Origin of the sequence: Variovorax sp. HW608 (genome assembly GCF_900090195.1) — a bacterium.
GTDB lineage: Bacteria > Pseudomonadota > Gammaproteobacteria > Burkholderiales > Burkholderiaceae_C > Variovorax.
On the sequence record NZ_LT607803.1, the window covers coordinates 213780 to 239797 of the forward strand.

Here is a 26018-nt window from a genome sequence, read left to right on the forward strand (position 1 = left end):
CGTACGATCCGCAAACGCAAGAGGCCGAAGCACCGGCCCATCACTTCTGGAGACTCCCGCATGACCTCGCCGCTTTCGTCCGCCCAGTCCCTGCCTCGCGATGCCGCCCGCGCCACCCTCGTCGGCCGGCTCTGGATGCCCGGCATCGGCCCGGTGCTGGTGGCGGTGCGCGAGGGCGGCCTGCACGATCTGTCGCGTGTCGCGGCGACGATGAGCCAGCTGCTGGAGCAGGATGATCCGCTCGGCGCGGTGCGCCAGGCCTTGCGCGACGAGATGACCCAGCGCGTCGCCTCGCTGGAAGCCGCGCTCGCCAACAGCGACGAAGCGAAGCGCGACAGCCGGCACCCGTGGCTCGTCGCACCCTGCGACCTGCAGGCGCTAAAGGCCAGCGGCGTCACCTTCATCGCGAGCCTGCTGGAGCGCGTGATCGAGGAGCAGGCGCGCGGCGACGCGTCCAAGGCCGAATCGATCCGCGCGGCGCTCGGCGCCCTGCTCGGCGACAACCTCGCGGGCATCGTGCCCGGCTCGCCGCAGGCCGCGAAGGTCAAGGACGTGCTGATCGCGCAGGGCGCGTGGTCGCAATACCTGGAGGTCGGCATCGGCCCCGACGCGGAAATCTTCACCAAGGCGCCGGTGCTGTCGGCGGTGGGCACCGGCGCGGACGTCGGCATCCATTCGGGCTCGGTGTGGAACAACCCGGAGCCCGAGGTGGTGCTGGCGGTCAACAGCCGCGGCCAGACGCTCGGCGCGGCGCTGGGCAACGACGTCAACCTGCGCGACTTCGAAGGCCGCAGCGCGCTGCTGCTGGGCAAGGCCAAGGACAATAATGCCTCCTGCGCGATCGGCCCCTTCATCCGGCTCTTCGACGAGCACTTCGGCATCGAGGACGTGCGCCGCATCACGGTGGGCTTGCGCGTCGTCGGGCCCGAGGGCTTCACGCTCGACGGGTCGAGCTCGCTCTCGAAGATCAGCCGCGACCCGCTCGACCTGGTGTCGCAGGCCATCGGCCCGCACCATGCCTATCCCGATGGGCTGATGCTGTTCCTCGGCACGATGTTTGCGCCCACTCAGGACCGTCACGGCCCCGGTCAAGGCTTCACGCACGTGGTGGGCGACCGGGTCACGATCTCCGCGCCCGAACTCGGCGCGCTGGAGAACCGGGTGGTGCATGCCGAAAACGCGGCGCGCTGGACCTTCGGCATCGGCGCGCTGATGCGCAATCTGGCGGGGCGAGGGCTGATCTAGCTCAGCCCCAGGCCCTGGCGCAGGCGCCAGCGCTGCGCACCGAGCAGCGCGAAGACCGCGATCACGCTCGCCACGAGCAGGATCCAGAGGCCGGTCGTGTAGCCACCGGCGGGCGTCCACAGCAGCCCGAGCAGCAACGGGGCGAGCGCGCGGGCGATCGCGCTCGGCAGCCCGAGTGCCCCATTGAGCGTGGCCACATGCTCGCGATTGACGTATTGCGCGATCGCCGTGCCCTTGACGATCGTCAGCATCCCGTTGCCCATGCCGTAGAACAGCACGAACCACAGCGCCGCCCCGGGATGCCCCGCGCCCGCGATCAGCGTGACGAGGCCGAGCGGAATCAGGCAGGGGATCACCCGGTTCGCGAGATGCAGGTCGAAGTGATGCTCGAAGAAGAAGAGCAGCACGCGCCCGAGCACCTGCACCAGCCCGATGCTGGCCGGCACCGCGATCGCCCAGGCCTCGGGCAGCCCCGTGCCGCGCAGCAGGCTCACCATGTGCGGCGGCAGCGCGGCGGTCACCGCCATCAGCAGCACGGTGAAGAGGCCCACCATCAGGAACGGAAGGCTGCGCAGGTAGTGTGCAGCCGGGCGCGTCGTGGCGGCCGGGCCGGAAGCCGGTCGATGCGCAGGCCTCGGCGCATCGCGCAGCACTTGCGCGTGCAAGGGGACGCAGAGGCAGAGATGGATCGCCGCCAGCACCCACAGCGCGTGCCGCCAGCCGAGTTGCGCGATGAGCCACGCGCCGAGCGGAATGAAGACCGTGCTGGCCAGTCCGCCGAGAAAGGTGAGCGTGATGATCGCGCGCCGGAAGTCATTCGGAAAGCGCCGCGTCACGATCGCGAACACCGGGTTGTACAGGGTGGCCGCCAGCGCGCCGCCGAGCAGCAGCCACACCGCGTAGAACGCGGCAGCGCTGTCGATGAAGCTGTGCAGCAGCAGGCCGACGGCGATCAACAGCGAGCCCCCGGTCATCACCGCGCGCTCGTGGCCGCGATCGATCCAGCGGCCCACCGGCCATGCCATCACGCCTTCGGCCAGCAGCGCGAGGCTGAAGGCCAGCGACGACTGGGCGCGCCCGAGGCCGAGTTCGCGCTCCACCGGCTCCATCAGCAGCGCGAAGATGTAGAAGACGCTGCCCCAGGTGATGAGCTGGCCCACCGAGAGCAGGGCGACGAGGCGGCGGTCGTAGGGGATGGATGCGGAGGTTGTCGTTGCGGGCGAGCCCATGGCTGCCGACTTTAGCGGCCCCGCCGCCTAACTAAGCTGCAGCGCGCAACGCGCGCCGGTATTGCACCGCCTCCGCGACGTGCGCGACCTCGATGGCTTCCGATCCGGCCAGATCCGCGATCGTGCGCGCCACCTTGAGCGCCCGGTGCGTGCTGCGCGCCGACCAGCCCAGCTTCGCCGCCGCCGTATGCATGAACTTCAGCGCGTCGGGCGCGAGCGACGCGTGGCGGTCGATCTCGGCGGCCTGCAGCGCGTGGTTGGTCTTGCCTTGCCGCGCCAGCGCGAGCTCGCGCGCACCGACGGCGCGCTCGCGGATCGCGCCGGTCGATTCGCCGGCAGGCGTGCCCAGCAACTGTTCGGCCGAGACCGCGGGTACCTCGATGTGCAGGTCGATGCGGTCGAGCAGCGGCCCGCTGAGCTTGCCCTGGTAGCGCGACACCTGATCCGCCGTGCAGCGGCAGGCCTTGAGCGTCGATCCGAGGTAGCCGCAGGGGCAGGGGTTCATCGCCGCGATCAACTGGAAGCGCGCCGGGAATTCCGAGCGCCGCGCGGCGCGGGCGATCGTGATGGTGCCGGTCTCCAGCGGCTCGCGCAGGGCCTCGAGCGCCGTGCGCGAGAACTCGGGGAATTCGTCGAGGAACAGCACGCCGTGGTGCGCGAGCGAGATCTCACCGGGTGAGTTCGTTCAAAGTTAGGCCGGAAATCCATCAAATTTACGCCCTAAATTTGACGACGACGCTTCTAAGTGGTTGATAAATAAGAAGAATTGTCGTGATGAACGTCTGGGCTCCGATGACCCTACGAGCGCGATGACATCTTGCGCTTAGGGCTGTGTGCGCCCAAAAAAGAGTCTTGCAGCGGCCGGCACGGTTGTAGTCTTCAGTTCGTCGGCACTTTCAGGAGCCGCAATGGCTGCCAAAGATCTCTACGCGACCACCAAGACGACCGCTGGATTGCTCCGGGCAGGGCGCCGGTACCAACGCGATCGGCTGCGCGCCGCAGACATGATCGGCCTTGGCGAAGCAGCGTCGTTGATGGAAATAGATGAGTCGACGGTCGTCGGCTGGGTTCGAACCGGGAGGTGCATCGGAATTCTTGGACGAGCGATGGCCTTCCCGCGCTGGCAGTTCGATCCCTTGGTTTGGCCCGCGATCCAAGTTGTCGGTAATGAGCTCGGAACGACGGATGGATGGCAGGTGCTCAGCTTCATGGAGACTCCGGCGTCGGCCCTGAACGGGCTGTCGCCGCGGATCGCCCTGGAACAGGGAGTCCCGATGAGCCGTGTCTGGGCCATGGCCATTGCGGAGTCTCATTGAGCAAACACCTAGTAGGGCAGATCGGAAGGAGGCGGTCTGCGCGCCGGGCGCCTTCAAGGCGTCGAGTTCTGCGAACTAGCTGGAAATGGTCCACTGGGTCTCTCCGCCCCGCGTCGCGGTCCAAAGAGCAAGTCCTTCGGCGCCTTTTCTGCGACCCACGATGAGCATCAACAGAGCGCTGCTGTTGAGGCCCGAATTCGCGATCAGCCGCTTCATGGCGTCAACATCCAGTGAGGATGCACTCGGCCTATCCTCGGCGTGGGTGTGCCACTCACCGAGATATAGACGGCCGAGCCTTGCGTGCTGCTCGATCGCCTCTTGGGCGGCACGCGGATTCGAGCGATACCGATATCTCGATCGTTCGTCCCCTGTGTAGGGGCCCGAAGCAGCTTGAATGATCAGTGCTTCAGCGGAGAGTGTTCCGAAGAGTTGACCTCCCGCTTCGCTTGCGTCCGAACTGATCTGGCGGTGACGCTGAACGTACGCGACCACCGGTACTTGGAGGATGATTCGCTGGTCGGTCGCGGGGCAGGTTGCTGTAACGTCCCCGGTAGGTTGCAACTTGCGTCCAAGCCGGCTTATCACCATGCCACCTCCCGAACTACCTTGCTTTCGTTGAACGCGAGCAGTGGCGTACCTCCGTTTGACAGAACCTGAGTTCGATCGCCAAGCCAATAGCGCCGGCAGGACGTAGGTGCTCTGTTGGTGAGGGCATCCACGACCAGGCTTGCCGCCATGCCTATGACTGGATGCAGGTCGACCACGCCGTGGGGTTGAAACACGTTCCCACACCCAGCTTCTACGATCAAAGTACCGCTACCGTCAGGCCAATCGGTAAGGCGCATGAGCGGCAGTTCCGACTCGTCGAAGGCGGGACGAATAGATGTTTTGCCATACAAAAGCACGGCGTGCCCTGCGGTACCAAAGGCTTCCGCCCAAGTACTCACCAAGGCGGGCGGTTGATCGAGGCTGGTTCGCCAGGCATCGAGGGCGGACTCCCCATCAAAGTCGATGCCGGCGCACACGATCAGGTCCACACTCCCCAGCTTCTCTCGGTCGGGACGAGAGAGGCGTTCAAAACGCTTTGGAAAGATATCGTCGAATTGCAGGTGCGGAAAGCTCTTGCGGAGCGCGGCCGAAAGGGCCATGGCCTTGTTCAGACCGGCGTATTCGATACCAAGCGGATGTCGTCCGACGTTCGCCGTGGTGAGACTATCGTGGTCGATCAAGAGCATCTTCCCCACGCCAGCTTGCGCGAGCAGTTTGGCGACAGCCGCGCCAACTGCGCCGCAGCCGACAATCGCCACCATTCGTGTTGCGAGGACGGTGTATGAAGGGTTGTGATCTCTCCCATGAATCCACGCCCCGTCTGCGCGCGAAACCGGAATTCGACTCACGGCGCGTGCCGAGAAGGATCCGACGATGTTCTCAAGTGGTACCCGGCTGATGTGTCTAAAACCATTCGAGAGTTCGCGCTCCTTTGCGCCCTCAAGAACAACGGAAGCAAAAACAGGCCCGGTTTCCGTGGTCGCCTCGAATAGGAGGGCGGTAGCTCTACCAGCGACGAAGACGCGACGTTGTACTTCTGACGGCAGGGCGTTTGCGATATCCCGTCCCAGCGTTGGGAACTCCTGAGGAACCCATGGGCGAGAAAGCTTCAGTAGCCACGTCGGAGAGATCTCCCTGTCTGCCGGATTCAGCCCGAAATTCCGAAGCCATCGGACAAGGGATTCCTTGCTCTCACCGAAGATGTACCTGCCAACTGCAACGTCGAAGTAACACGCGATCTCACGGCTGGGCTGGTTCGGCGCCACTATGCTTAGGCACTGCTTCCGATCCTCTGGGACGGTCGCGCGCTGTTTCCTGCGTATTTCGGTTCATCGTGACCGCCGATTTCGGCATCGTGACCGCGCATTTCGGTCATCGTGACCGAACCTGCATTTCGGCTCATCGTGACCGACCGTTTCGGGATCGTGACCGGCCATTTCGGCGATCGTGACCGCCGTGACGGCGCCCCATAACAAGGGCGCTGGTCCCACCGGCAGTGCTGCGTAGAGAACGCAACCCCGGGCCTCCTACCCTCGACGGTTTTTGCCCTCGAGCCGCGGATGCCCAAGCAACAACTCTCTCTACGCATGATCAAAGATGTTCTCCGCCTGAAGTGGCACGCGCAGCTCTCGCACGAGCAAGTCGCCGCCACGTTGAAGATCTCCAAGGGCGTCGTGGCCAAGTACGTCGGACTGGCCACCGCCGCCGGCCTCGACTGGGACACCGTCCAGCACTGGGGCGAACAGCACCTCTCGACGGCACTGCAACCCCGCTCGCAAGCCGCTTCGCCCGTCGTCGTTCCCGACTGGGGCCGCATCCACCGCGAACTCGACCGCAAGGGCGTCACGCTGATGCTGCTGTGGCAGGAATACGTGGAGGCGAATCCGCAGGGCCGCACCTGGCGCTACACGCAGTTCTGCGAGCACTACAAGGCCTTCGCCGCCACGCTCAAGCGCTCGATGCGCCAGCACCGGCGCGCCGGGGAGAAGATGTTCATCGACTACGCCGGCTCCACGGTGGCGCTGAGCGACGGCGCCCGCGCCCAGGTCTTCGTCTCGGCGATGGCCGCCTCCAGCTGCGTGTTCGCCTGCGCAACGCCCACGCAACGCCTGGACGACTGGATCGAGGGCATGGTGCGGGCACTGCATTTTTACGGCGGCGTGCCGGCGAAATCAGTAGCTGCTGATTTCGCCGGTAATCGTGAGGACCGTTTAATGCGAAGCAGAGTCACCCCCACTGCGGCACCACTCTGAACACCCCTTCCATCAGAAGGTCACCTGCTCGTCATTTGGCGGTTTCGTCTATGCCCTTGATCGGGATGCATCCCGATCAAGGAGACACGCCATGTTTGACCGCGTTTCGCCACAGCATGCTGCGCTGCTGAGGCAACTTAAGCACCAACTCGTTGACACCGGTTACAGCTCAGGCGCGATCCGACGCCAATGCGCCGTCGCTGCGAACTTCCTTCGCTACCTCGAGCGGCGCAAGCTCGCTGTCGCAGATCTGCAGCCGCTGCACGAGGAGCAGTACCTGCGCTGCGAGCAACGACGATTCCAGCGACGCCACGGACACGCGCCGCGGTCTATGGGAAGCTGGCGCGGCTCGCACAGCGCAGGCATCCACCAACTGATGCGGATGGTCATGGGCCGATGGCCGCCTGAGCCCTCGCCAGGCAATGAATTCGAGGCATTTGCCCACTCGCTTTGTGATGAGTTCGCTCAGTGGCTCGAGCAGGACAGGGGGATGGCCGCCGAGACCATTGACGACCTGGTCGCCGAGGCGCGGCGGTTCATGTGCTGGCGTCACGGCCAACAGTCGTTGGCCGACGAGCTGCGTTCGCTGAGCACCGCTGACATCGACGCGTACCAGCAGGCGCGGGCGCCTTCGTTGCGGCGCGTCTCACGCAAGTCGCTGGCCCAGCGGTTGCGCAGCTTTCTGCGCTTCCTGCACGCCAGTGGTAGAACGCCCGACGAGCTGGCCAGCCGCGTGTTGGCGCCGACACTCTACGCGCTGGAGTCGATCCCTTCGGCGCTATCGGTGCAGCAGATCAACGACGTCGTGCGGATCTGCCGCGCCGACCGCTCGCCGACAGGGCTGCGCGACCACGCCATCGTATTGCTGCTCGCTAATTATGGGCTGCGTGCCGGGGAGATCGTTCGGCTGCGGCTGGAAGACATCGACTGGCGAGGCGATCAACTGTTCGTGCGGCATTCCAAGACCGGCGCGCAATCGGTGCTGCCGCTGCTGCCGGCGGTCGGATCCGCGCTGCTCGCCTATCTGCGCCACGGTCGGCCCGCAACAGGTGCTCGCGAGATCTTCATTCGCGCACGTGCACCCTATCGGCGCTTTGCCAGCGGATCCAGTCTGTACGCGCAGCTCCAACGACGGCTCAACGCCGCCGGCGTGCAAACCGACGGCAAGCGGGGTCCTCATGCCTTCCGGCACGCGCGCGCGGTCAGCCTGCTGCGCAGTGGAGTCCCACCGAAGGTCATTGGCGATGTGCTGGGACATCGATCCGCAGCATCGACAGCGCCGTATCTGAAGCTCGCTGTGGACGAGTTGCGCGATGTGGCTCTGGAGATCGATGAACTCATTGGGGAGGGCGCGCGATGAACACCTGGCCTGACGACGACTCTGCGATCGAGCGGCATCTGAAGCACCTGAAGCTGCGCAGCCGCGACACAGTAGCGGTCTACCGGTGCGTGCTACGCGGGTTTCAGCGCTTCGTGCGCGAGCGTGACGACCCGAGCGTCGGCATCGCGACGCTGCAGGCCTGGCTGCGCGATCGTACGGCGCACTGGCAGTCATATCTGGTGCTGCATAGGGCGCGCATCGTCGATCGCTTCCTCGACTTCCTGCAGTCCGAAGCGGCGATCCCGATCAACCCCCTTGCCCAGCTGCGCGAGCGCTACGCTCAACGATGGAGCACCCCGGTCGTGCGTGCGCTGTTTGCGGCCGATCCACACGGCACGCTCGAAGCCCTGCGCCCGCCGCCACGGTTCGCCAGCTTTCTGGGCGACATGCTGCGCCGGCACGTCGAGCTGATGCGCGCCATCGGCTACCGCTATGAGACGCAGTCGGCGCGCCTGCTGCGTTTCGATCGCTTCCTGCAAGGCCGCCCGGAGCTCGCCGGCCAACCGCCGAAGGTGCTGCTGCAGCAGTGGGCGGCACAGAGCCGGACGCTGAACGACGCCTGGGAGTGCGAACAGACGGCGCGCACAGTCGCGCGCGCCTGGCGACGACTCGATCCGACCATCGATCTGCCTCCGCCGGATCGGCGGCTCAAGCGTTGCGCCAAGCAGCAACAGCGCCGCCCCTACATCTACTCCCCGCAGGAGCTACGCCTATTGCTCGACACCGCGGGAAGCTTTCCGTCCCCGTGCGCACCCCTGCGCCCGCACGCGCTTCACACCATGCTCGTGCTCGCTGGCTGCGCCGGGCTGCGGCTGGGCGAACTCGCGCGCCTCGATCTGCGCGACGTCGACTTGGACGCCGGTCTACTCGAAGTGCGCGAGACGAAGTTCTTCAAGTCCCGAGTGCTGCCGCTCAGCGGCAGCGTGATGGCCGTCTTGCGCGAGTATCTCGACGCCCGGCGCCGGGCCGGCGCACCGCAGGACGGCAGCAGCGGCCTGTTCTGGCATCAGCAGGCCGCGGGCCGCTACTCGCGAGTGATGATCGAGAAGCTACTTGTCCGGGTTCTTCGGCGAGCCGGGCTCAAGCCGGATCGGGGCAGGTGCGGACCCCGCATCCACGATCTTCGTCACGTATTCGTCGTCTATCGCATGCTGGCGTGGTATCGACAGGGCATTTATCCGCAGGCGCGGCTGCCGTACCTGGCGACCTATCTCGGCCACAAGGACATCCATTCGACGCTGGTGTACCTGACGGTGACTCAAGAGCTTCTGCAACTGGCCAGCGAGCGGTTCCGGCAACTGGCACTGCGCAAGCTGCACGCCACGACGGGAGCAGCGCGATGAAGCCGGTCGATCCGTTCCCTGCATTGCTGCACGCCTTCTTCTATGAGCGGCTGGTCCAACAGCGCAACGCCTCCGTGCACACGATACGCTCGTACCGCGACGCGTGGCGACTGTTCCTGCGCTTCGTCGCCGCGCACCGACACTGCCGCGTCACCGACCTCACTCTGCCGGCGCTGAGCGCCGGCGAAGTGGCTGCATTCTTGCAGTACAGCGAGTGCGATCGGAAGGTGTCGATCGGCACGCGCAACTGCCGGCTCGCGGCGCTACACAGCTTCTTCGCCTTTGTCGCCGAGCGCGAGCCTGCGGCCGTCGCGCAGTGCGCCGAGGTGCTGCGAATCCCCACCAAGAAGGCACCCAGGCCAGCCCACCGGGACCTCGAGCTGCACGAGATCGAGGCGATCCTGGCGCAGCCCGACCGTGGCCGACTGGAGGGTCAACGCGACCACGCGTTGCTATGGTTCCTCTACAACACTGGTGCACGTATTCAGGAGGCACTCGATGTCCGTGTCGCCGATGTTCGCTTCGATACACCACGTTGCGTTCGCCTGTTCGGCAAGGGCCGCAAGGAACGCATTTGTCCGCTGTGGCCGGAGACGGTCGACTTGCTCTCAGCACTGCTCGAGCGCCAGCCACGCACCGGTGATGAACTACTGTTCGTCAACCGCTACGGGGCACCTCTGGGCGCATCAGGCGTGCGGTTCAAGCTCGCGCAGTACGTCCGTGCCGCCACCCAAGTGATGCCAACGCTGGCATTGAAGAAGGTTTCGCCGCACGCGTTTCGGCACGCTGCCGCGGTTCATCTACTCGCCGCTGGAGTCGATGTCGCCGTAATCCGCAGCTGGTTGGGCCATGCGAGCCTTGAGACCACCTATCACTACGCCCAAGCCAACCTGGACACCAAGCGCGAAGCACTGGAGCGGCTGCAGCCACCACCGACCAAGAAGTCTGCGCCTTGGCGACGCGATGCCAGCCTGCTCGCCTGGCTGGAATCGCTCTGACTGCGTGCAGCCACCAATGCGAAGGAACTGTCCGTCTTGGGCGTGTTCGGATCCAGGGACCACATCAGTTCCTTCGCATTAAACGGTCCTCACGATTACCGGCGAAATCAGTAGCTGCTGATTTCGCCGGCACGCCGCCGTAAAAATGCAGTGCCCGCACCATGCCCTCGATCCAGTCGTCCAGGCGTTGCGTGGGCGTCGCGCAGGCGAACACGCAGCTGGAGGCGGCCATGGCCGAGACGAAGACCTGGGCGCGGGCGCCGTCGCTCAGCGCCACCGTGGAGCCGGCGTAGTCGATGAACATCTTCTCCCCAGCGCGCCGGTGCTGGCGCATCGAGCGCTTGAGCGTGGCGGCGAAGGCCTTGTAGTGCTCGCAGAACTGCGTGTAGCGCCAGGTGCGGCCCTGCGGATTCGCCTCCACGTATTCCTGCCACAGCAGCATCAGCGTGACGCCCTTGCGGTCGAGTTCGCGGTGGATGCGGCCCCAGTCGGGAACGACGACGGGCGAAGCGGCTTGCGAGCGGGGTTGCAGTGCCGTCGAGAGGTGCTGTTCGCCCCAGTGCTGGACGGTGTCCCAGTCGAGGCCGGCGGCGGTGGCCAGTCCGACGTACTTGGCCACGACGCCCTTGGAGATCTTCAACGTGGCGGCGACTTGCTCGTGCGAGAGCTGCGCGTGCCACTTCAGGCGGAGAACATCTTTGATCATGCGTAGAGAGAGTTGTTGCTTGGGCATCCGCGGCTCGAGGGCAAAAACCGTCGAGGGTAGGAGGCCCGGGGTTGCGTTCTCTACGCAGCACTGCCGGTGGGACCAGCGCCCTTGTTATGGGGCGCCGTCACGGCGGTCACGATCGCCGAAATGGCCGGTCACGATCCCGAAACGGTCGGTCACGATGAGCCGAAATGCAGGTTCGGTCACGATGACCGAAATGCGCGGTCACGATGCCGAAATCGGCGGTCACGATGAACCGAAATACGCACCGAGCAGTCAGCCGTAGAGCAAGGAGCAGGTCCCATAAAACCCCGACAGAGTATTGGAGGCGCCGTTGTGGTAAATTGCCACATCCTATGTCCTCAAACTCCATTCGGGTAGGAGCCTCGCTGTTCAAGCAAGCGCAGCAGGAAGGAGCCCTCATGTCCCGATCGGCTGCGCAGCAGATCGAGTACTGGGCGCGCGTTGGGGCTGCATGTGAAGCCGCGGGACTGACCGTCGCAGACGTGGCGCGGATGCTGGGCTCAGGCGACACTCAGGGGCGCGTGCAAGCAAGCTCCGAGAAGGAGCTTTGGGCTCTCAAGCGCCAGCAGCAGCGCCAGGATCTGGCGAGTGTTAAAGGCGGGCGCCATTCGGCCGCAAGCATGAGCTGGTTCTCTGGTGGCCGCGGCAAGAGCGCGAAGCTCGTCGACTCACCGTACTGATGGCAACAAGCCCAACTCTGCCCTTCGATGAAGCTCCGCTCGATGCGGCGACGGTTGATCTGCTGCTCTCGAACATGGGCGTCGACATGGTCCTCGTGGGAGGCCAGGCGCTGGCATTCTGGATGGATCGCTACGGCATCAACCCTGACGGTGTCGCGATCTCCAATGACGGCGATGTTTTGGGCAACATTGCTCGGGCCCATGACCTGGCCGCGGCTATGCGCGCAAGCGTCCTGACGCCGCCCAAGAGAGCCATGACCTCGCTGGTTGGTCAAATTCGCGTGCCCGTCGACGACGGCAAGGTGCGCAACATCGACGTTCTTCATAGGCTCTTCACCGTAAGCGGTCTCAGGAAGTCGACCGATTTCACGAACCAGGTGATTCAGGACAGCGTCAAGGTGGAGTGGCGCCCCGGGCGGTTCATTCGGGTTATGGACCCAATCGATGTTCTCGAATCGCGCGTACAGAACGCCGTAGGCCTATTCGAGGACAAGGGGCCGCATGTGTTGACGCAGGCGCTGTGGGCGATCGAGGTGGCAAAAGCCGTGCTGCTGAAACTCGCGCGCAATCCGCAAGAGGGCGAACGGTTGGGCACGAAACTGCAGCGGATCTACCAACTCGCGAACAGCCAGCCTGGAAAACGCCTTCTCAAGGAGCACCAAATTGAAGTGCTCGATGCCGTTGACCGCGGACAGCTGCGCACGACGGCTGCGTCTCACGCGCAGCAACTGGACAAGCTAGAGGCGCTTGCGGTCGCCAGACGCAAGACTGCTGCACGCAAGCTGGCGCCTTGAGCGAGCCGACCGGCGTCAAAACAACTGCACCTGGTTGGGAGTCCACGCCCTGGCGTTGCGCTTGAGAACGGCAAATCGCCCTCCCCCGGTCGGCTGGCTTGCATGCCTCAGGAAAACGGCGCCAGGGAGTCTCGAAGAATGACGATCAAGACCACCAGGGAGCGCCTCGACGCTTCTGGCTTCACGCTCGACCGACCGCTACCGGCCACCATGCTTCGCGCAGGCCTGTGCCGAATGCAGATTTTTTCCTCCGGCAGGAGGATCGCGGCTGAACACAGTGCCCCTGACGCGGTGTAGAGTCAGGCCCACGATGGCCCAGCCGGGAGGGGTGACGTGATTGGCTCGAATTCGGCACGCAATCTGATCGTCTGCTGTGACGGCACCGAGAGCATCGCCGACTACTGATGCAGCGACCCGGAGGTCGATCCACGCGGATTCTCTTCAACTATCGGTCCGATTTCACCCGCCATTGGGACGACCCGTTACTCATGCGCCGCCATCGCTTCTTCCCGGAGTACGCGCCCCCCGGGGAGGGAATCCTCCGGGTGGCGGAATAGGTCGCGACCGCAGGCTCGTTCATGTGTCCTCATGGCAGCGATCCCTCGTGCATGCCCCGGTCCGGCGAACTACCAGCCGAGCGCCTGGCACGAGCTGGAGCTCTCGAAGGCACGCCAGGCCAGACCTACGTGGAGCGACGCGGCATTCCGCTGACGGTCGCCGACGCCGCAGGCCTGCGCTTTGATCCGGACTGGGATGGGCGCGCTGCGGTGGTGGTGGGCATGTACGACCAGGCGGGCATGCTGGTGTCGGTGCACGGCCGCTACCTCAGCAACCTGCGCAACGAGGACAAGATGCTCACGATCGGCCCAGGCGGCGGCGTCTCATGCGTGGGTGACGGCTGGCGCGGCGAACCCCTGATCTTCGTCGAAGGCATTTTCGACGCACTGTCGCTCGCCGTCTGCGGATACAGTGGTGTGGCAACCATCGGAAGGTGGGCACCTTGGTTGCCGCAGGTCTGCGCCGGTCGCTTGGTGTGGCTGGGCTTTGATGCTAACCGGCCCGGCGAGCACGAGGTGGCCGCATATGCGCGGCGACTACCGCAGGTACGCCGATTGCTGCCGCCACCGCGCTGCAAGGACTGGAACACGGCGCTGTGCAAGCGCGGGCCGGCCACCGTAGCACGCTGGCTACGCAACAGCCTCACATTCGCGGATACTGCGGACGCATGAACGAGAAGACTCGAACCGAGATCTACGTCAGCACCGATGTCGAAGTCGACGGCCCAATCCCCGGCCCCCACTCGATGCTGAGCTTCGCGTCTGCCGCCTACCTCGCGGACAAGACCCTGGTGACCACCTTCTCGGCCAACCTGGTGCCGCTTCCCGAGGCCACAGGCCACCCAGACACGATGGCTTGGTGGGCACAGCATCCCGAAGCTTGGCAAGCATCGCGTACCGACCAGCGCCAGCCGCAGGTTGCGATGGTCGATTTCACCGCGTGGCTCGATGACCTGCCCGGGCTACCAGTGTTCGTCGGCTACCCCGCTTCCTTCGACTTCATGTTCGTCTATTGGTACCTCATGCGCTTCGTCGGACGCAGCCCTTTCAGCTTCTCGGCGCTCGACCTGAAGACCATGGCCATGGTTATGCTACGTCGAGACTTCCGCCGAAGCACCAAGAGCGCGATGCCGAAGAGATGGTTTGACGACTTGCCGCACAGCCACGTGGCGCTTGACGACGCCATCGAGCAAGGCGCACTCTTTTGCAACATGCTCGCGGAGAGCCGGCGACGCTGATGCAGACCCGGCGAGCCGGAAAGAGAGGTCCCCATGGAACCGCGCTTGCCATCGACGGTGTGTTTGCGCGTGACGCGCTACTGCAATGCGCGTTGCAGGTTCTGCCTGGCGCCGCCCGACGGAGTTCACCCTTCTGCCGACATCCTCAAGCAACGTGTGGACTGGCTCGCCAAGCATGGCGTGCGCACCATCCACTTCTGCGGTGGTGAGCCGACTATCCACCCAGGCTTGCCGGCCTTGCTATCCCACGCGCAGGCCCGCGGCTGCGCGACTCGGCTGACGACTAACGGCATTGTGCTGCCCGACGCACTGCTGAGTGCCCTGCGCGCCAACGGCACCGAGGTCAAGCTGAGCCTGCACGGCGACCGCATGCATCACGACACCATCGTCGGACGCCCGGCATTCGACCTGGCCACCCAGCACCTGCACAGCCTGATGTCAGGTGGCGTCTCGGCCACTGTACAGACGACGGTGATAGCCGGTGCCGAATGGGTGCTGGACTGGATGGCGGACTACTGCCTCGCCCACGGCGTTCGACGTCTGAGCATCCTGCCCTTCATCCCTCGCGGGAACGGCTACCGCGTCCAAGGCGAATACGGACTAACGACTACCCAACGCGGCGAATTGCGCGAACGCGTGCGGCGAAAGCGGCACGCACTCCAAGGCCGGCTCGACGTGCGCTGGCTAGACTTCGCATCAAAGTCGCTGCACGTGGTGGAGGCCGATGGCCGCGTAGTGCTCGAGCGCGCCAGCGAAGCCATGGATACGGTGCTCGGCGCGATTCCTGAGGAGATGGTGGCGAGGAAGCGAGTGCCGATGAAGGCGGCTGTTCAAGCAGCCCCGGGGACAACCGCACACCTTCGGTGGAAACCACGTGACCTCTTTGACGTGATGCAGCTGTAAGCCCACGGCGGCATCCCCGATGGCATCCGTCGGGCGTTCATCGTGTATCTGGCAAGCCACAACAGGCCGATTCACGAGGATCTGAAGCACATCATGGCGAAACCGAGCCCCTCACAAACCCATGCGAGCGCCCCTCAGTAACGAACCGAGCACGCACGCCTTCGGATTGCGCCTATCCTTCCAGCCGTGATGCGGAACCCATTCACAACGAGGAAGACAAGCGATGGCAGCAATCGAACTCTATCGTCAGAAGCGATCCAGCGTCGCAGACGCGGTGCGCCATGTGCGCAACGGTGACACCATCATCGTCCCCACCGGCGCCGGCGAGCCTCCGACCCTCCTCACGGCGCTGTCCGAACAGCGCCGCAGCTTCCGGGATGTCAAGGTTTCCCAGATTCTGGCCGTTCGCAAGTACGACTACATCGACCCGGAAACCGTCGAGCATGTGCGCCACGTGGCGCTCTTCTATGGCGGCGCCACGCGCGCGGGAGGCCAGGCCGGCTGGATCGATTTCATTCCAAACTATTTCAGCGAGATACCAGCCCAGATCGAGCGCGGCCAGATCGGCGCCGAGGTGGTGTTCAGCCTCGCCTCGCCGATGGATGACGAGGGGTACTTCTCGCTGAGCATCGGCACCGACTACACCATGGCCGCCGTGGCCAAGGCCCGCGCCGTGGTGCTGGAAGTCAATCCGAACGTGCCGTATGCCTTCGGCAACTGCCGCGTACACATCTCTCAGGTCACGGCGCTGATCGAAAGCGAAGAGCCGGTGCTCGAAGTCGGCCTTCCTACCATCGGCCCCGTGCAGGAAGCCATCGGCAAGCACGTGGCAGATCTGATCGAGGACGGCTCCACGCTCCAGATCGGCTACGGCGGCATTCCCGATGCGGTGGTGATGCAGCTCACCAACAAGCGCGACCTCGGCATCCACACCGAGATGATCGGTGACGGCATCCTGTCGCTGGTGGAATGCGGCGCCGTCACCAGCCGCAGCAAGAACTACCTGCCGGGCAAGATCATCGCCACATTTGCGCTGGGCTCGCGGAAGCTGTATCGCTTCATGCACCGCAACCCGGCGCTGGAAATGCACCCGGTCGACTTCACCAACGACCCGATGCTGGCCGGCCAGAACGACAAGCTGGTGTCGATCAACGCGACGCTGCAGGTCGACTTGCTGGGCCAATGCGGTTCGGAAAGCCTTGGCAGTGCACCCTACTCGGGGACGGGCGGCCAGGCCGACTTCGTGCGCGCCGCCAACCGCTCGCGCGGCGGCAAGTCCTTCATCACGTTGCCTGCCACCGCGAAGGACGGCACGCTCTCGCGTATCGCGCCCATGCTTTCGCCTGGCACACATGTCACGACCAGCAAGAACGACGTCAACTATGTGGTGACGGAGTTCGGCGTGGCTCAGCTGCGCGGAAAATCAGCGAAGCAGCGCGCACAGGAGCTCATCGGCATTGCCCACCCGGCGTTCAGGGACGAGCTCAGGAGCCAGGCGAAGGAAATGCGTCTGATCTAGTCACACGTTGCCACTCGTTTGCGCGGCAGCGCGGCGACATGGGCAGTCAGTACGTGAGTTTTCATGGTGCTGGTCCGTGAACCGCTTCACTTACAGTAAAGGTCGGGCAGCAAATTGCGATCTTCATGAGCACGACGCGGAACCCATTGGCTGGTACCTGGCGGATCGTCTGGATGAGCAACTGGGACCAGGACTACGTGGACATGGACGGCCCCGGCTACATCACCTTCGGAGCCGGTCGGTCCGGCAGCTTCCAGTTTGGCATGGTGCAGGCCCAGACAGACTGCGAGCACTCCAAGCTGCAGGGACGACGCGTCGATTTCACATGGCACGGCTTCGACGAAGGCACCGAGCAGATGGGCCGCGGGCACGCCGGGATCGTTGGTGACGAGTTGCATGGGCACCTATACATTCACCTCGGTGACGACTCGGCGTTCCGCGCCGTGCGTCAACCCAAGCCGGTACGCGAGCGCAAGGGTGCGAGATGAGCGAATACCAGTACTACGAATTCGCGGCCATCGACCGCCCGCTCACAGCGGCTGAGATGACACAGTTGCGCAAGGTGTCCACGCGCGGCCAGATCAGCGCCTCCGGCTTCGTCAACCATTACGAGTGGGGCGGACTCAAGGCCGATCCCGCCGAGTGGATGCGGCGCTATTTCGATGCCTTCGTCTACACGGCGAACTGGTGCAGTTGCCGGCTGTCGCTGCGTCTGCCGCTGGCAACGTATCGCGAGGCGGATCTGAGGTCCTTCGCCGCGGGGGCCGCATTGACCATCGATGCCAGCGATGAACACTGGATCATCGACTGGTCGCTCGATGAAAGCGAGAACTACGAACGCTTCGACATGGAAGATGGCAGCGGCTGGATGGGTCGACTGGCGCCGCTGCGGGATGAACTGTTGCGCGGTGATCTGCGGCCCCTCTACCTGGGGTGGCTGGCCTCGGCCGGCCAGCTCAACGACGATATGCTGGAGCCGGAGCCGCCCGCCGGGTTGTCAGACCTGACGCTTTCCCAGCAGGCCCTGGCCGAGTTCATCGAAGTCGATCCCGACCTGCTCGCTGCCGCGGCGGCAGGAAGCCCGCGCGCTGCCGCTGAGGATTCGACGCACGCCGCCGCCATCGAGGCTTGGCTGACCGGATGGTCGCGTGAGGAGATGGCTGCCGTGCTGAGGCTGGTTGCACTGGGCCAAGGCCGCGAGGCGGAGCGTCGGATCCGAACTCGCCATGCCACATGGCTGAAGGAACAACGGCCAACGACGTCCGCGTCCGCACCCCGGCGCAGCCTGGCGCAACTGCGCGAACTCGCGCGGTCGGCCTCGGGTGTGCGCCGGGCGCGCGAGGCGCAAGAACGCGCCGTCAAGGAGGCCGAAAGCCGTCGGCAGCGCGAAGCGAGTCTGCGGCTCCTGATGGCTGATGTGGACCAGCGCTGGGCCACCGTCGATGCGTTGGCGGGGCGCGGCTCGGCGTCGGGGTACGCACAAGCGGTTCACGCGTTGACGGATCTTGCCGAGGGCTATGCGCTGACGTCCAGCCACAAGGAATTCGATCGCGCGATGCGGCGTCTCCTGGTGCGCCACGCCACGCGGGGTGCCTTGCTGCGTCGACTGACCGAGGCCGGGCTCTGGTCTGGGTGACCCATCATGGCGGGCGATGTCAACAACGATCTCGTCAATGAACTGACGCGGCTACGAGCTGAAAACACGCGTCTGGCCGGGTTGTTGGAGGCCCGTGGCATTGCATGGCGTGAGTCCGAGCCGACGGATGTGTGCACGGTTTCGCCATCGCCGTTGAGCACCGGCGAGAAGGTGGCGCTTTTTGGCCGCTTGTTCCGTGGGCGCAGCGATGTCTATCCGGTTCGTTGGGAAAGCAAGGCCGGCAAGAGCGGCTACTCGCCGGCTTGCGCCAACGAGTGGCGTGCTGGCGTCTGCGAGAAGCCCCGCATCAAGTGCGCGGATTGCAGCCATCGGCTGTTGGTCCCGTTGACCGACCGGGCGCTGTATGACCACCTTGCCGGCCGCCATACGGTCGGCGTCTATCCGCTGCTGGCCGATGACTGTTGCCATTTCCTCGCGGTCGACTTCGACGAAGCCGACTGGAAGGCGGACGCCCGGGCCTTCATCCAGTCATGCCGGACGCTGGGTGTGCCCGCCGCTTTGGAGATCTCGCGGTCCGGAAGTGGCGCGCATGCCTGGGTGTTCTTCTCGGCCAAGGTCTCGGCACGGGATGCGCGCCGGCTGGGCTCGGCCCTCATCAGCTATACCTGCGCCCGTACGCGGCAACTCAAGCTCACGTCCTACGACCGTCTTTTCCCCAGCCAGGACACGATGCCCAAAGGTGGGTTCGGCAACCTGATCGCCCTGCCGCTGCAGAAGCTGCCTCGCGAGAGCGGCGGCAGCGTGTTCGTCGACGACGCGCTGCAGCCCTATGCGGACCAATGGGCCTTCCTCGCTTCGCTGCAGCCCATGCCACCGCACGACATCGAGCCGGTCATCCTGCGCGCTACGGGCGGATCGCATCCCCTGGATGTCACGTTCATTGACGAGGAAGATCAGCGCGAGCCTTGGAAGCGCACGAACCCGGTCACGCAGCGCCTGCCCGGCAGCATGCCCGCATCACTCACCGTGACGCTGGCCAATCTTCTGTATTTCGACAAGGCGCATCTGCCGCAGGCCCTGGCGAACCGACTGATCCGCATCGCGGCGTTCCAGAATCCGGAGTTCTACAAGGCGCAGGCGATGCGCCTGCCTGTATGGGACAAGCCGCGTGTGATCGGCTGCGCCGAGAACTATCCGCGCCACATCGCCTTGCCTCGCGGGTGCCTCGATGCCGCCCGGCAACTGCTGCGCGACAACGGTATTCGCTGCGAACTTCGTGACGAACGCTTCGGCGGACAAGCACTGGCGGTGCACTTTGCCGGCACCCTGCGCCCCGACCAGGAGGCCGCTGTTGCCGCGATGTTGGCCCACGACACGGGCGTCCTGTGCGCGCCCACTGCGTTCGGCAAGACGGTCGTGGCGGCTGCAGTGATCGCCCGGCGTGGCGTGAATACGCTGGTGCTCGTACACCGCGCGGAACTCCTCAAGCAATGGCAGGAACGGTTGCAGGCGTTGCTGGGCGCAGAACAAGGGCTGGCTGGCAATATCGGCACCATCGGCGGCGGCCGGTCCAAGCCAACGGGTCGAATCGACATTGCCGTCATGCAGTCACTGCACCGACAAGGCGAGACCAGCGAGCAGGTGGAGCACTACGGCCAGGTCATCGTGGATGAATGCCATCACGTCTCCGCCTTCTCATTCGAGGCGATCCTGAAGCGCGCAAAGGCGAGATTCGTTCTGGGGCTGACGGCCACGCCCATCCGGCGTGACGGCAGGCAACCAATCATCTTCATGCAGTGTGGTCCGACACGCCATGTGGCCGCGCGACCCGCGGGTGCACCACAAACCTTGGAGGTAGTTCCTCGCTACCTGACTGCACCCATCCATTTGACCGGGGACGCCGGCATCCAGGACGTGTTCCGTGCATTGGCAGGCGATGCAAGGCGCACCATCGCCGTCGCTGATGAAGTGGCAACCGCCTACGCCCAAGGCCACAAGGTTCTGGTGCTGACCGAGCGCACCGAACACCTCAGCGCCATCACCGCTGCACTGGCTGGCCGGGCACCCACGCTGTTCACCTTGCACGGTCATTTGTCAAGGAAGCAGCGCGCGGCCTTGATCGGCGAACTGGACGCCCTGCCCCCGGATGCACCGCGTGTGCTGCTGGCGACCGGCAAGCTGGTGGGCGAAGGTTTTGATCACCCACCGCTGGACACGCTGGTTCTGGCCATGCCGATTTCGTGGAAGGGCACGCTGCAGCAGTACGCGGGTCGGTTGCACCGCGAGCACGCCAACAAGACCCGCGTGCGGATCATCGATTTCGTCGACACGGGACATCCGGCACTGCTGCGGATGTGGGGCAAGCGCCAGCGCGGCTACCAAGCCATGGGCTATCGCGTACCGGCTGCGCCCGTCACCGACAGTCTGGACTTCGACGCGGTGGAATCCGATGAGCCAGCCGCTTCACCAACACATCGAAGCGGCTCGTGAAGAGTCCCAAGCTGTACTTTTGCGACGTGGGTCTGGCCTGCTGGTTGCTCGGCTTGCGCAGCGCCGACTAGGCCGAACTTTGAGCACATGAAGTAGCCGGAGCCCAAGCGTGGCGCGGGTTTCGGCTATTTTTGTGTGCAAATATGTAGCCATGTAAATTGATATTTTTGTACTTGAATTTCCTCGATTCGTGATCCATACATGAAGCCATGTACATCGAGGCCGTCCCCAACCGCGACTCACCCCCCGCGATCCTGTTGCGCGAGTCCTATCGCGAAGACGGCAAGGTGCGCAAGCGCACGCTGGCCAATCTGTCGAGCCTGAGTGCGGAGGTCATAGAGGGCTTGAAGGTGTTGCTGCGCGGGGGCGTGGCCGTGCCCGACGCGCAGGAGGTCTTCAGCATCGAGCGCAGCCTGCCCCACGGCCATGTGGCCGCCGTGCTGGCGGCCGCGCGCCAATGCGACGCGCCGGCCTGGTTTGCCAGCGCGCCCGAGGACCTGCGCGCACTGTTGCTGGCCATGCTCGTGGCGCGCGTGCTCACGCCCGGCTCCAAGCTCGCGACGCATCGCATGTTGCACGACGACACCGCCACCCACTCGCTGGGCCGCGTGCTGGGCGTGGGCCAGTGCAGCGCCGATGATCTGTACCGTGCGCTGGACTGGCTGCACGGCGCGCAGCCGGCGATCGAGCGACGACTGGCGCGCAAGCATCTGGCCGGCAGCACGTTGGTGCTGTACGACCTCACCTCGACCTGGCTGACGGGGCGTTGCTGCGAGCTGGCCGCGCGCGGCCACTCGCGCGACGGCAAGCGCGACGATCCACAGATCGTGTTCGGGCTGGTCTGCGCCGCCGATGGTTGCCCGATCGCCGTCGAAGTGTTCGCCGGCAACACGGGCGACCCGGCCACGGTGGCCGAGCAGGTCGCCAAGCTCAAGCAGCGCTTTGGCATCGAACGCATCACCTGGGTGGGCGATCGCGGGATGCTGACCTCGGCACGCATCGAGCAGGTGCTCAAGCCGCAGGGCATGGACTGGATCAGCAGTCTGCGCGCGCCGCAGATCGCGCAGCTGGCCGCCGAGCTCGGGCCCTTCCAGCCGTCGCTGTTCGATGAGCGCAATCTCATCGAAGTCAGCAGCGAGCACTTTCCCGGCGAGCGGCTCGTGGTGTGCCGCAACCCACTTCTGGCGGCCGAGCGCTCACGCAAGCGCGGCGAGTTGCTGGCGGCCACCGAGGCCGATCTGGGCAAGATCGCCGCGGCCACGCAGCGTGCGCGCCAGCCGCTGCGCGGCGAGCAGGCCATCGCGTTGCGCGTGGGGCGCCTCATCGACCGCTTCAACGTGGCCAAGCACTTCGAGCTCACGATCACCGAGACGACGTTCGCGTTTCGGCGCAAGGTCGATTCGATTGCCAGCGAGACCGCGCTGGACGGGCTGTACGTGATCCGCACCAGCTTGAGCGCCCAGCAGCTTGATGCCACCTCGGCGGTGGCCGCCTACAAGAGCCTGGCCCAGGTGGAGCGCGCGTTCCGCTCGATGAAGACGGTGGATCTGCATGTGCGGCCGGTCTTCCACTACAACACCGAGCGTGTTCGCGCGCATGTCTTCCTGTGCATGCTCGCCTACTACGTCGAATGGCACCTGCGCGAGCGTTTGAAGCCCATGCTGTTCGACGATGAGTTCCTCGAGCAGGCCCAAGGCCAGCGGGCTTCTCCGGTCGCCAAGGCGGTGCGCTCCGAGCACGCCCGCGACAAGGACACATCGAAGCACGCCAGCGACGGATTGCCGCTGCACAGCCTGCGCACGCTGCTGCAGGACCTGGCCACGCTCGCCTACAACATCACCCACACGAGCCTGAATCCGAACGCCAAGATCGTCATCACCACGCGGCCCACGCCGCTGCAGGACAAGGCCTTCAAGCTGCTCGCCGTCAATCCCGCCTGTACCCAGTAAGCCCACCCAGCCTCGCTGAACAAACTCAGCAGGATCAAGGGGTTGCGCTCATTCGCAGCTCAAAGTTCGGACTAGGTGGCGCGCGACCCGCTGTTCGGCAGCTTATTCGAGAACCTGGTGATCATGGAAGCGCTCAAGACCCGATTCAACCAGGGCGAGTCGGCGGAGATGTACTTCCGCGATGCGACCGGCAACGAAGTCGATCTGCCGATTCCCTCGGGGCCGGAAGCTTCGCGCGGTGGAGATCAAGGCTGGCGCGACAGTCAACACCGATTACTTTCGCGGCCTTCGCAGTTTCGCGGCCGCCTTTCCCAATGCGCTGGAAGGCGGCAGCGTCATCTATGGTGGCGACACTGACCAGTCGCGAAGCGACTGGGCCGTGATCGGCTGGCAACGCCTGCAGCATCCGCCGACGCGATGAGCTTCGCGCGTGTGCACCAACAATGCGCACTTTCGTCGACGGCAGTTCATCTGGGCAACCGTTCACCATCGCGGTTGCGGACAAGGATCTCTGTGGACGTAGGTCGCGAATTCATTGATTGCTCGCGCAAGGCCGCCTTGTCGCTCGTGCTCGCGTACCTCGTCGATCTCCATGAGCAGGAGTTCAAGGTGTCGAGCGGCGAAGCGAAGGGGCCAACTGGCTATTTTTGCGCGTTCCCCCTGACGTCTTCGGCAAGACTGCTCATTTGAGCAACAAATTGACCACGTTTTCCATAAAGTGGTTAATATAGTGACCAGATGAGCAGCGAAATCACATCCGTTTTGGACCGCCAATTGCTGCTGCAGTTGGGCGACCGGCTCAAGCGTCTGCGCCAGACGCAGGGAATGGGCACGGTCGACATGGCCGCGCGCGTCGGAATCACCCGAAACACCCTGAGAGCCGTCGAATCCGGTGATCCAGCGACCTCCATTGGGACCTACCTGCGCGTCATGTCGATCCTGGGTGTCAGTGGCGAGCTCGCTCTTCTGGCCTCGGACACCCTCTCGCCAGCCCCGGCCGGATCCGCCGCGGCACTCTCACGCCGGACGGCGCCGGTGGTGGAAATTCGCGTATCGGCAGAAGAAGGCAGGCACCGCCTTCAGGACCTTCAGAGCATGGTGTTGCACGAGGAGGCTATTCGCCGGGTCAAAGCAAACCCCCGTCTGCTGGCGACAGCAAAGGACACGGTGACGCGTTGGCTGCAAACCGGGGATCCCCGTTCAGCAGGCCTGTGGCGAGAATGGCAACAGATCTTGGAGACCGGTACTTGGAGGAAGGCGCTCGGCCGCAGCAGACACGCCCAACAACTGCGCCAGACGTCACCGCTCGCCACTGTATTGCCGGCGGATGTGCGTGCGAATATCCTCGCCCAGGTGAGCGACCTCAGAAAGGGTGTCGTGCTCGGCGTCGAACCGTCGCAGGATCTTCTGCCGGAGGACCAATGACCCGCGAGGAGCTCGAGCACATCATCCGCGCGAGCGGCGACATCACGGACCAGTACGAGTTCGTCATCGTTGGCAGCCAGGCGATCCTTGGGTCCGTGCCGAATCCGGAGGCGGTCTTCACCGTCTCGATGGAGGCCGACATCTATCCGAAGGACGCGCCAGAGCTGGCCGAGAAGATCGACGGCGCGATCGGCGAAGGCTCACAATTCCACGACACCTATGGCTACTATGCGCAGGGCGTGGGCCCTGAAACTGCGACCCTGCCCAAGGACTGGCAAAGCCGCGTTCACAAGGTTCAAGGGCGCAACACCAATCAGCGCATCGGCTACTGCCTCGACGTGATCGATCTTTTCCTGTCGAAGGCCACAGCGAACCGCGAGAAAGACCGCGAGTTTTGCGCCGCGCTGCTCGAGCACCGCTACATCACGCTGGCACAAGCCTTGGACTTGGCGCCTTCGATGCCGCTCGAAAGAGCGGAGCTACGTGCGCTGCGAGCCAGGATCCGCCGCTGGGCCAAGGCACTACGAGATGCCGGCCAGGTCATCCCGGATGTCTGACCGCAGGCATTGTTCGGCCGTCCCGCAAGGGCGGCGCATACCGAAGGGAAGAACGCCATGAACATCAACACCGCCGCAATTGACGACGCCGTCCTGGCGTTGCTCCATTTGACTTTGCACGACTACAACCGCGCTTGGAAGAGTTTCGACTGGGAAGTTCTCAACCGCTTGCATGCACGGGGGCTTATCGGCGATCCGGTCAACAAGGCGAAATCCGTGGCACTCACCGAGGATGGCTTGCGCGAATCCGAACGCCTCTTCAAGCAGTTCTTCCTCGTGTCCGACAAATGAAATACGCGAGTCTTCACGGCGGTGATCCGCGAACCGCTTCACTTACAGTCAAGGCTGGGCAGCAGGTTGATCGCACGCGTTGCTGCCGGCACGAGCGGAATTGCAGTCACGCGGATTGACAGCCATCTTCGGACGAGACCATGAACTCGCAGCAACTTGACATCTTCGATGACAGCCGCGACACGGTGCTGTGCAACGACGTCGCGGTCGCTCTTGAGCGTCGCGACCCCGTCGGCGCCAGAGCGGCCTGGGCCACATTCGCCGAAGAATTCCCGGACCATGAATCCCTGACGCCGCTTTCCGTGCTCGTCGAGGCACTCGACCAGCGCGCGGCTGCACCGTTTGAGGATCACGAGTCCGTGCGCCGTGCGCGTCTTGCTTTGTGCGATGTGATCGAACCGGCAGCACTGCGCATATTCGGGGCGCGCGCGGGTTCAACGTGGCTCGTCTCGTCGTGGCGCGAGTTGGCGCAGCGGGCCACGCCGCTTCCATTTCGCCCAGACCGCAGTGATGACCACGCGGCTGCGCTGTGGCTGCGCGCCGGCGACTGGGCTGCAGCCAACGAGGCCGTGGCGCGTATCGAATCATGGCGCCGAATCCCGGCCCCGCTGGCATGGATGGCGGAGGCGCGCTACCGCATGCACGATCTCGATGATGCCTGGGGCCTGCTTGCCGAACTCGCCTGGCTGTCATGCGAGCGGTTCGACCAGTTGACCAGGCGGCTCGCCGACCCCTTGCTGGAAAAGACTGCGCAGGCACTTCGATTCGACTTTCGAGGGTCACGGCGATCTGCGAGACTTGGCCTGGTTTCCCGCCTGGGTCCTCACGGAAAGACCTGCGTTGTCGCGCCAGTTGGGCCAGGCGCAGCGCGCCCTTCACTCAGAGCCCGAGCAGGCGATGAGACTTCTGCTGGAGCTGCTCGGCCTAGAGCGGCAGGGCCGGCACCATGACGTAGTCGAGCGACGCAAGGCA

The 26018-nt window shown here is 64.7% G+C and carries 26 protein-coding genes and 3 pseudogenes; 24 read left to right on the forward strand and 5 right to left on the reverse strand.

The window, feature by feature from the left end:
- The first annotated feature begins 60 nt into the window (after nucleotides 1-60).
- On the forward strand, nucleotides 61-1245 hold the full coding sequence (locus VAR608DRAFT_RS00995) for a fumarylacetoacetate hydrolase family protein (protein ID WP_088952371.1): 1185 nt from the start codon (nucleotides 61-63) through the stop codon (nucleotides 1243-1245).
- On the opposite strand, the gene VAR608DRAFT_RS01000 is transcribed toward VAR608DRAFT_RS00995, so the two are convergent.
- Together VAR608DRAFT_RS01000 and VAR608DRAFT_RS01005 are read right to left on the reverse strand one after the other, a co-directional pair.
- On the reverse strand, nucleotides 1242-2474 hold the full coding sequence (locus VAR608DRAFT_RS01000) for an MFS transporter (RefSeq protein ID WP_088952372.1): 1233 nt from the start codon (nucleotides 2472-2474) through the stop codon (nucleotides 1242-1244). The genes VAR608DRAFT_RS00995 and VAR608DRAFT_RS01000 overlap by 4 nt on opposite strands.
- Nucleotides 2475-2505: 31 nt before the next feature.
- Nucleotides 2506-3150: pseudogene (locus VAR608DRAFT_RS01005) on the reverse strand (ATP-binding protein); the annotation flags it as partial.
- Between the two features lie 232 nt (nucleotides 3151-3382).
- Here VAR608DRAFT_RS01005 and VAR608DRAFT_RS01010 point away from each other — a divergent pair.
- Nucleotides 3383-3790 carry a hypothetical protein gene (locus tag VAR608DRAFT_RS01010; RefSeq protein ID WP_088952373.1) on the forward strand — a complete coding sequence of 136 codons (408 nt, stop codon included), beginning with the start codon at nucleotides 3383-3385 and terminating at the stop codon, nucleotides 3788-3790.
- A gap of 75 nt (nucleotides 3791-3865) precedes the next feature.
- On the opposite strand, the gene VAR608DRAFT_RS01015 is transcribed toward VAR608DRAFT_RS01010, so the two are convergent.
- Both VAR608DRAFT_RS01015 and VAR608DRAFT_RS01020 read right to left on the reverse strand, forming a co-directional pair.
- On the reverse strand, nucleotides 3866-4378 hold the full coding sequence (locus VAR608DRAFT_RS01015; RefSeq protein ID WP_088952374.1) for a Mov34/MPN/PAD-1 family protein: 513 nt from the start codon (nucleotides 4376-4378) through the stop codon (nucleotides 3866-3868).
- Nucleotides 4372-5100 (reverse strand): ThiF family adenylyltransferase, encoded by a 729-nt coding sequence (locus VAR608DRAFT_RS01020; protein ID WP_088952375.1) that lies wholly within the window; start codon nucleotides 5098-5100, stop codon nucleotides 4372-4374. Before VAR608DRAFT_RS01020 ends, VAR608DRAFT_RS01015 begins: the two co-directional genes overlap by 7 nt.
- 825 nt (nucleotides 5101-5925) lie before the next feature.
- Between VAR608DRAFT_RS01020 and VAR608DRAFT_RS01025 the strand changes: the two genes are divergently transcribed.
- The 4 genes from VAR608DRAFT_RS01025 to VAR608DRAFT_RS01040 all read left to right on the forward strand — a co-directional run bounded on the left by VAR608DRAFT_RS01025 (nucleotide 5926) and on the right by VAR608DRAFT_RS01040 (nucleotide 10313).
- Nucleotides 5926-6591 carry a hypothetical protein gene (locus VAR608DRAFT_RS01025; protein ID WP_231973102.1) on the forward strand — a complete coding sequence of 222 codons (666 nt, stop codon included), beginning with the start codon at nucleotides 5926-5928 and terminating at the stop codon, nucleotides 6589-6591.
- 91 nt (nucleotides 6592-6682) lie between these two features.
- Nucleotides 6683-7951, forward strand: coding sequence for a site-specific integrase (locus tag VAR608DRAFT_RS01030; protein WP_088952376.1), 1269 nt, complete (start codon nucleotides 6683-6685; stop codon nucleotides 7949-7951).
- The gene (locus VAR608DRAFT_RS01035; RefSeq protein ID WP_088952377.1) at nucleotides 7948-9315 is read left to right on the forward strand and encodes a tyrosine-type recombinase/integrase; all 1368 of its coding nucleotides are present in this window, start codon (nucleotides 7948-7950) and stop codon (nucleotides 9313-9315) included. Before VAR608DRAFT_RS01030 ends, VAR608DRAFT_RS01035 begins: the two co-directional genes overlap by 4 nt.
- Complete coding sequence (locus VAR608DRAFT_RS01040; RefSeq protein WP_088952378.1) at nucleotides 9312-10313, forward strand: tyrosine-type recombinase/integrase; 1002 nt, start codon at nucleotides 9312-9314, stop codon at nucleotides 10311-10313. Before VAR608DRAFT_RS01035 ends, VAR608DRAFT_RS01040 begins: the two co-directional genes overlap by 4 nt.
- A 64-nt stretch (nucleotides 10314-10377) precedes the next feature.
- Here VAR608DRAFT_RS01040 and VAR608DRAFT_RS01045 read toward each other — a convergent pair whose 3' ends face one another.
- Nucleotides 10378-11019, reverse strand: coding sequence for a hypothetical protein (locus VAR608DRAFT_RS01045; RefSeq protein WP_231973104.1), 642 nt, complete (start codon nucleotides 11017-11019; stop codon nucleotides 10378-10380).
- Between the two features lie 359 nt (nucleotides 11020-11378).
- Between VAR608DRAFT_RS01045 and VAR608DRAFT_RS01050 the strand changes: the two genes are divergently transcribed.
- The 18 genes and pseudogenes from VAR608DRAFT_RS01050 (at nucleotide 11379) to VAR608DRAFT_RS01125 (ending at nucleotide 25996) form a co-directional block, all read left to right on the forward strand.
- Nucleotides 11379-11726, forward strand: a complete 348-nt coding sequence (locus VAR608DRAFT_RS01050; protein ID WP_157730534.1) for a TA system antitoxin ParD family protein — start codon at nucleotides 11379-11381, stop codon at nucleotides 11724-11726.
- Nucleotides 11726-12520, forward strand: coding sequence for a hypothetical protein (locus VAR608DRAFT_RS01055; protein WP_088952380.1), 795 nt, complete (start codon nucleotides 11726-11728; stop codon nucleotides 12518-12520). The genes VAR608DRAFT_RS01050 and VAR608DRAFT_RS01055 overlap by 1 nt, the downstream gene beginning before the upstream one ends.
- Before the next feature lie 138 nt (nucleotides 12521-12658).
- Nucleotides 12659-12817, forward strand: coding sequence for a hypothetical protein (locus tag VAR608DRAFT_RS36600; protein WP_157730535.1), 159 nt, complete (start codon nucleotides 12659-12661; stop codon nucleotides 12815-12817).
- Between the two features lie 389 nt (nucleotides 12818-13206).
- On the forward strand, nucleotides 13207-13749 hold the full coding sequence (locus VAR608DRAFT_RS01060; RefSeq protein WP_157730536.1) for a toprim domain-containing protein: 543 nt from the start codon (nucleotides 13207-13209) through the stop codon (nucleotides 13747-13749).
- A complete protein-coding gene (locus VAR608DRAFT_RS01065; RefSeq protein ID WP_088952382.1) occupies nucleotides 13746-14315 on the forward strand; it encodes a 3'-5' exoribonuclease domain-containing protein in 570 nt (189 codons plus the stop codon). Before VAR608DRAFT_RS01060 ends, VAR608DRAFT_RS01065 begins: the two co-directional genes overlap by 4 nt.
- A gap of 33 nt (nucleotides 14316-14348) precedes the next feature.
- Nucleotides 14349-14768, forward strand: a pseudogene (locus tag VAR608DRAFT_RS36605) (radical SAM protein); the annotation flags it as partial.
- Between the two features lie 408 nt (nucleotides 14769-15176).
- Nucleotides 15177-15302: pseudogene (locus VAR608DRAFT_RS36610) on the forward strand (nucleotidyl transferase AbiEii/AbiGii toxin family protein); the annotation flags it as partial.
- A gap of 139 nt (nucleotides 15303-15441) precedes the next feature.
- Nucleotides 15442-16737, forward strand: a complete 1296-nt coding sequence (locus VAR608DRAFT_RS01075) for an acetyl-CoA hydrolase/transferase family protein (RefSeq protein WP_088952383.1) — start codon at nucleotides 15442-15444, stop codon at nucleotides 16735-16737.
- Between the two features lie 173 nt (nucleotides 16738-16910).
- Nucleotides 16911-17225, forward strand: coding sequence for a hypothetical protein (locus VAR608DRAFT_RS01080; protein ID WP_197700446.1), 315 nt, complete (start codon nucleotides 16911-16913; stop codon nucleotides 17223-17225).
- Nucleotides 17222-18373, forward strand: a complete 1152-nt coding sequence (locus VAR608DRAFT_RS01085) for a hypothetical protein (RefSeq protein WP_088952385.1) — start codon at nucleotides 17222-17224, stop codon at nucleotides 18371-18373. The genes VAR608DRAFT_RS01080 and VAR608DRAFT_RS01085 overlap by 4 nt, the downstream gene beginning before the upstream one ends.
- 6 nt (nucleotides 18374-18379) lie before the next feature.
- Nucleotides 18380-20824 carry a TOTE conflict system archaeo-eukaryotic primase domain-containing protein gene (locus VAR608DRAFT_RS01090; protein WP_088952386.1) on the forward strand — a complete coding sequence of 815 codons (2445 nt, stop codon included), beginning with the start codon at nucleotides 18380-18382 and terminating at the stop codon, nucleotides 20822-20824.
- The gene (locus tag VAR608DRAFT_RS01095) at nucleotides 20821-20895 is read left to right on the forward strand and encodes a DUF4143 domain-containing protein (RefSeq protein WP_231973636.1); all 75 of its coding nucleotides are present in this window, start codon (nucleotides 20821-20823) and stop codon (nucleotides 20893-20895) included. The genes VAR608DRAFT_RS01090 and VAR608DRAFT_RS01095 overlap by 4 nt, the downstream gene beginning before the upstream one ends.
- A gap of 138 nt (nucleotides 20896-21033) precedes the next feature.
- The gene (locus VAR608DRAFT_RS01100; protein ID WP_088952283.1) at nucleotides 21034-22773 is read left to right on the forward strand and encodes an IS1634 family transposase; all 1740 of its coding nucleotides are present in this window, start codon (nucleotides 21034-21036) and stop codon (nucleotides 22771-22773) included.
- A 238-nt stretch (nucleotides 22774-23011) separates the two neighbouring features.
- On the forward strand, nucleotides 23012-23194 hold the full coding sequence (locus VAR608DRAFT_RS01105; RefSeq protein ID WP_088952387.1) for a hypothetical protein: 183 nt from the start codon (nucleotides 23012-23014) through the stop codon (nucleotides 23192-23194).
- A 317-nt stretch (nucleotides 23195-23511) separates the two neighbouring features.
- Nucleotides 23512-24198 (forward strand): helix-turn-helix transcriptional regulator, encoded by a 687-nt coding sequence (locus tag VAR608DRAFT_RS01110; RefSeq protein WP_088952388.1) that lies wholly within the window; start codon nucleotides 23512-23514, stop codon nucleotides 24196-24198.
- The gene (locus VAR608DRAFT_RS01115) at nucleotides 24195-24755 is read left to right on the forward strand and encodes a DUF6036 family nucleotidyltransferase (RefSeq protein ID WP_088952389.1); all 561 of its coding nucleotides are present in this window, start codon (nucleotides 24195-24197) and stop codon (nucleotides 24753-24755) included. The genes VAR608DRAFT_RS01110 and VAR608DRAFT_RS01115 overlap by 4 nt, the downstream gene beginning before the upstream one ends.
- A 57-nt stretch (nucleotides 24756-24812) precedes the next feature.
- Entirely contained in the window at nucleotides 24813-25046 is a 234-nt protein-coding gene (locus tag VAR608DRAFT_RS01120) for a DUF6429 family protein (protein WP_088952390.1), read from the forward strand.
- 140 nt (nucleotides 25047-25186) lie between these two features.
- Entirely contained in the window at nucleotides 25187-25996 is an 810-nt protein-coding gene (locus tag VAR608DRAFT_RS01125; RefSeq protein WP_231973108.1) for a hypothetical protein, read from the forward strand.
- Nucleotides 25997-26018 lie beyond the last annotated feature (22 nt).

Bases quoted from the DNA above. Each gene is read 5' to 3' on its own strand.
- VAR608DRAFT_RS01030 (WP_088952376.1), top strand. From the start codon at position 6,683: ATGTTTGACCGCGTTTCGCCACAGCATGCTGCGCTGCTGAGGCAACTT.
- VAR608DRAFT_RS01115 (WP_088952389.1), top strand. From the start codon at position 24,195: ATGACCCGCGAGGAGCTCGAGCACATCATCCGCGCGAGCGGCGACATC.
- VAR608DRAFT_RS01075 (WP_088952383.1), top strand. From the start codon at position 15,442: ATGGCAGCAATCGAACTCTATCGTCAGAAGCGATCCAGCGTCGCAGAC.
- VAR608DRAFT_RS01040 (WP_088952378.1), top strand. From the start codon at position 9,312: ATGAAGCCGGTCGATCCGTTCCCTGCATTGCTGCACGCCTTCTTCTAT.
- VAR608DRAFT_RS01045 (WP_231973104.1), bottom strand. From the start codon at position 11,019: ATGATCAAAGATGTTCTCCGCCTGAAGTGGCACGCGCAGCTCTCGCAC.
- VAR608DRAFT_RS01010 (WP_088952373.1), top strand. From the start codon at position 3,383: ATGGCTGCCAAAGATCTCTACGCGACCACCAAGACGACCGCTGGATTG.
- VAR608DRAFT_RS01090 (WP_088952386.1), top strand. From the start codon at position 18,380: ATGGCGGGCGATGTCAACAACGATCTCGTCAATGAACTGACGCGGCTA.
- VAR608DRAFT_RS01100 (WP_088952283.1), top strand. From the start codon at position 21,034: ATGTACATCGAGGCCGTCCCCAACCGCGACTCACCCCCCGCGATCCTG.
- VAR608DRAFT_RS01110 (WP_088952388.1), top strand. From the start codon at position 23,512: ATGAGCAGCGAAATCACATCCGTTTTGGACCGCCAATTGCTGCTGCAG.
- VAR608DRAFT_RS01125 (WP_231973108.1), top strand. From the start codon at position 25,187: ATGAACTCGCAGCAACTTGACATCTTCGATGACAGCCGCGACACGGTG.
- VAR608DRAFT_RS01120 (WP_088952390.1), top strand. From the start codon at position 24,813: ATGAACATCAACACCGCCGCAATTGACGACGCCGTCCTGGCGTTGCTC.
- VAR608DRAFT_RS01065 (WP_088952382.1), top strand. From the start codon at position 13,746: ATGAACGAGAAGACTCGAACCGAGATCTACGTCAGCACCGATGTCGAA.
- VAR608DRAFT_RS01020 (WP_088952375.1), bottom strand. From the start codon at position 5,100: ATGGTGGCGATTGTCGGCTGCGGCGCAGTTGGCGCGGCTGTCGCCAAA.
- VAR608DRAFT_RS01000 (WP_088952372.1), bottom strand. From the start codon at position 2,474: ATGGGCTCGCCCGCAACGACAACCTCCGCATCCATCCCCTACGACCGC.
- VAR608DRAFT_RS01055 (WP_088952380.1), top strand. From the start codon at position 11,726: ATGGCAACAAGCCCAACTCTGCCCTTCGATGAAGCTCCGCTCGATGCG.
- VAR608DRAFT_RS00995 (WP_088952371.1), top strand. From the start codon at position 61: ATGACCTCGCCGCTTTCGTCCGCCCAGTCCCTGCCTCGCGATGCCGCC.
- VAR608DRAFT_RS01080 (WP_197700446.1), top strand. From the start codon at position 16,911: ATGAGCAACTGGGACCAGGACTACGTGGACATGGACGGCCCCGGCTAC.
- VAR608DRAFT_RS01015 (WP_088952374.1), bottom strand. From the start codon at position 4,378: ATGGTGATAAGCCGGCTTGGACGCAAGTTGCAACCTACCGGGGACGTT.
- VAR608DRAFT_RS36600 (WP_157730535.1), top strand. From the start codon at position 12,659: ATGACGATCAAGACCACCAGGGAGCGCCTCGACGCTTCTGGCTTCACG.
- VAR608DRAFT_RS01085 (WP_088952385.1), top strand. From the start codon at position 17,222: ATGAGCGAATACCAGTACTACGAATTCGCGGCCATCGACCGCCCGCTC.
- VAR608DRAFT_RS01050 (WP_157730534.1), top strand. From the start codon at position 11,379: ATGTCCTCAAACTCCATTCGGGTAGGAGCCTCGCTGTTCAAGCAAGCG.
- VAR608DRAFT_RS01035 (WP_088952377.1), top strand. From the start codon at position 7,948: ATGAACACCTGGCCTGACGACGACTCTGCGATCGAGCGGCATCTGAAG.
- VAR608DRAFT_RS01025 (WP_231973102.1), top strand. From the start codon at position 5,926: ATGATCAAAGATGTTCTCCGCCTGAAGTGGCACGCGCAGCTCTCGCAC.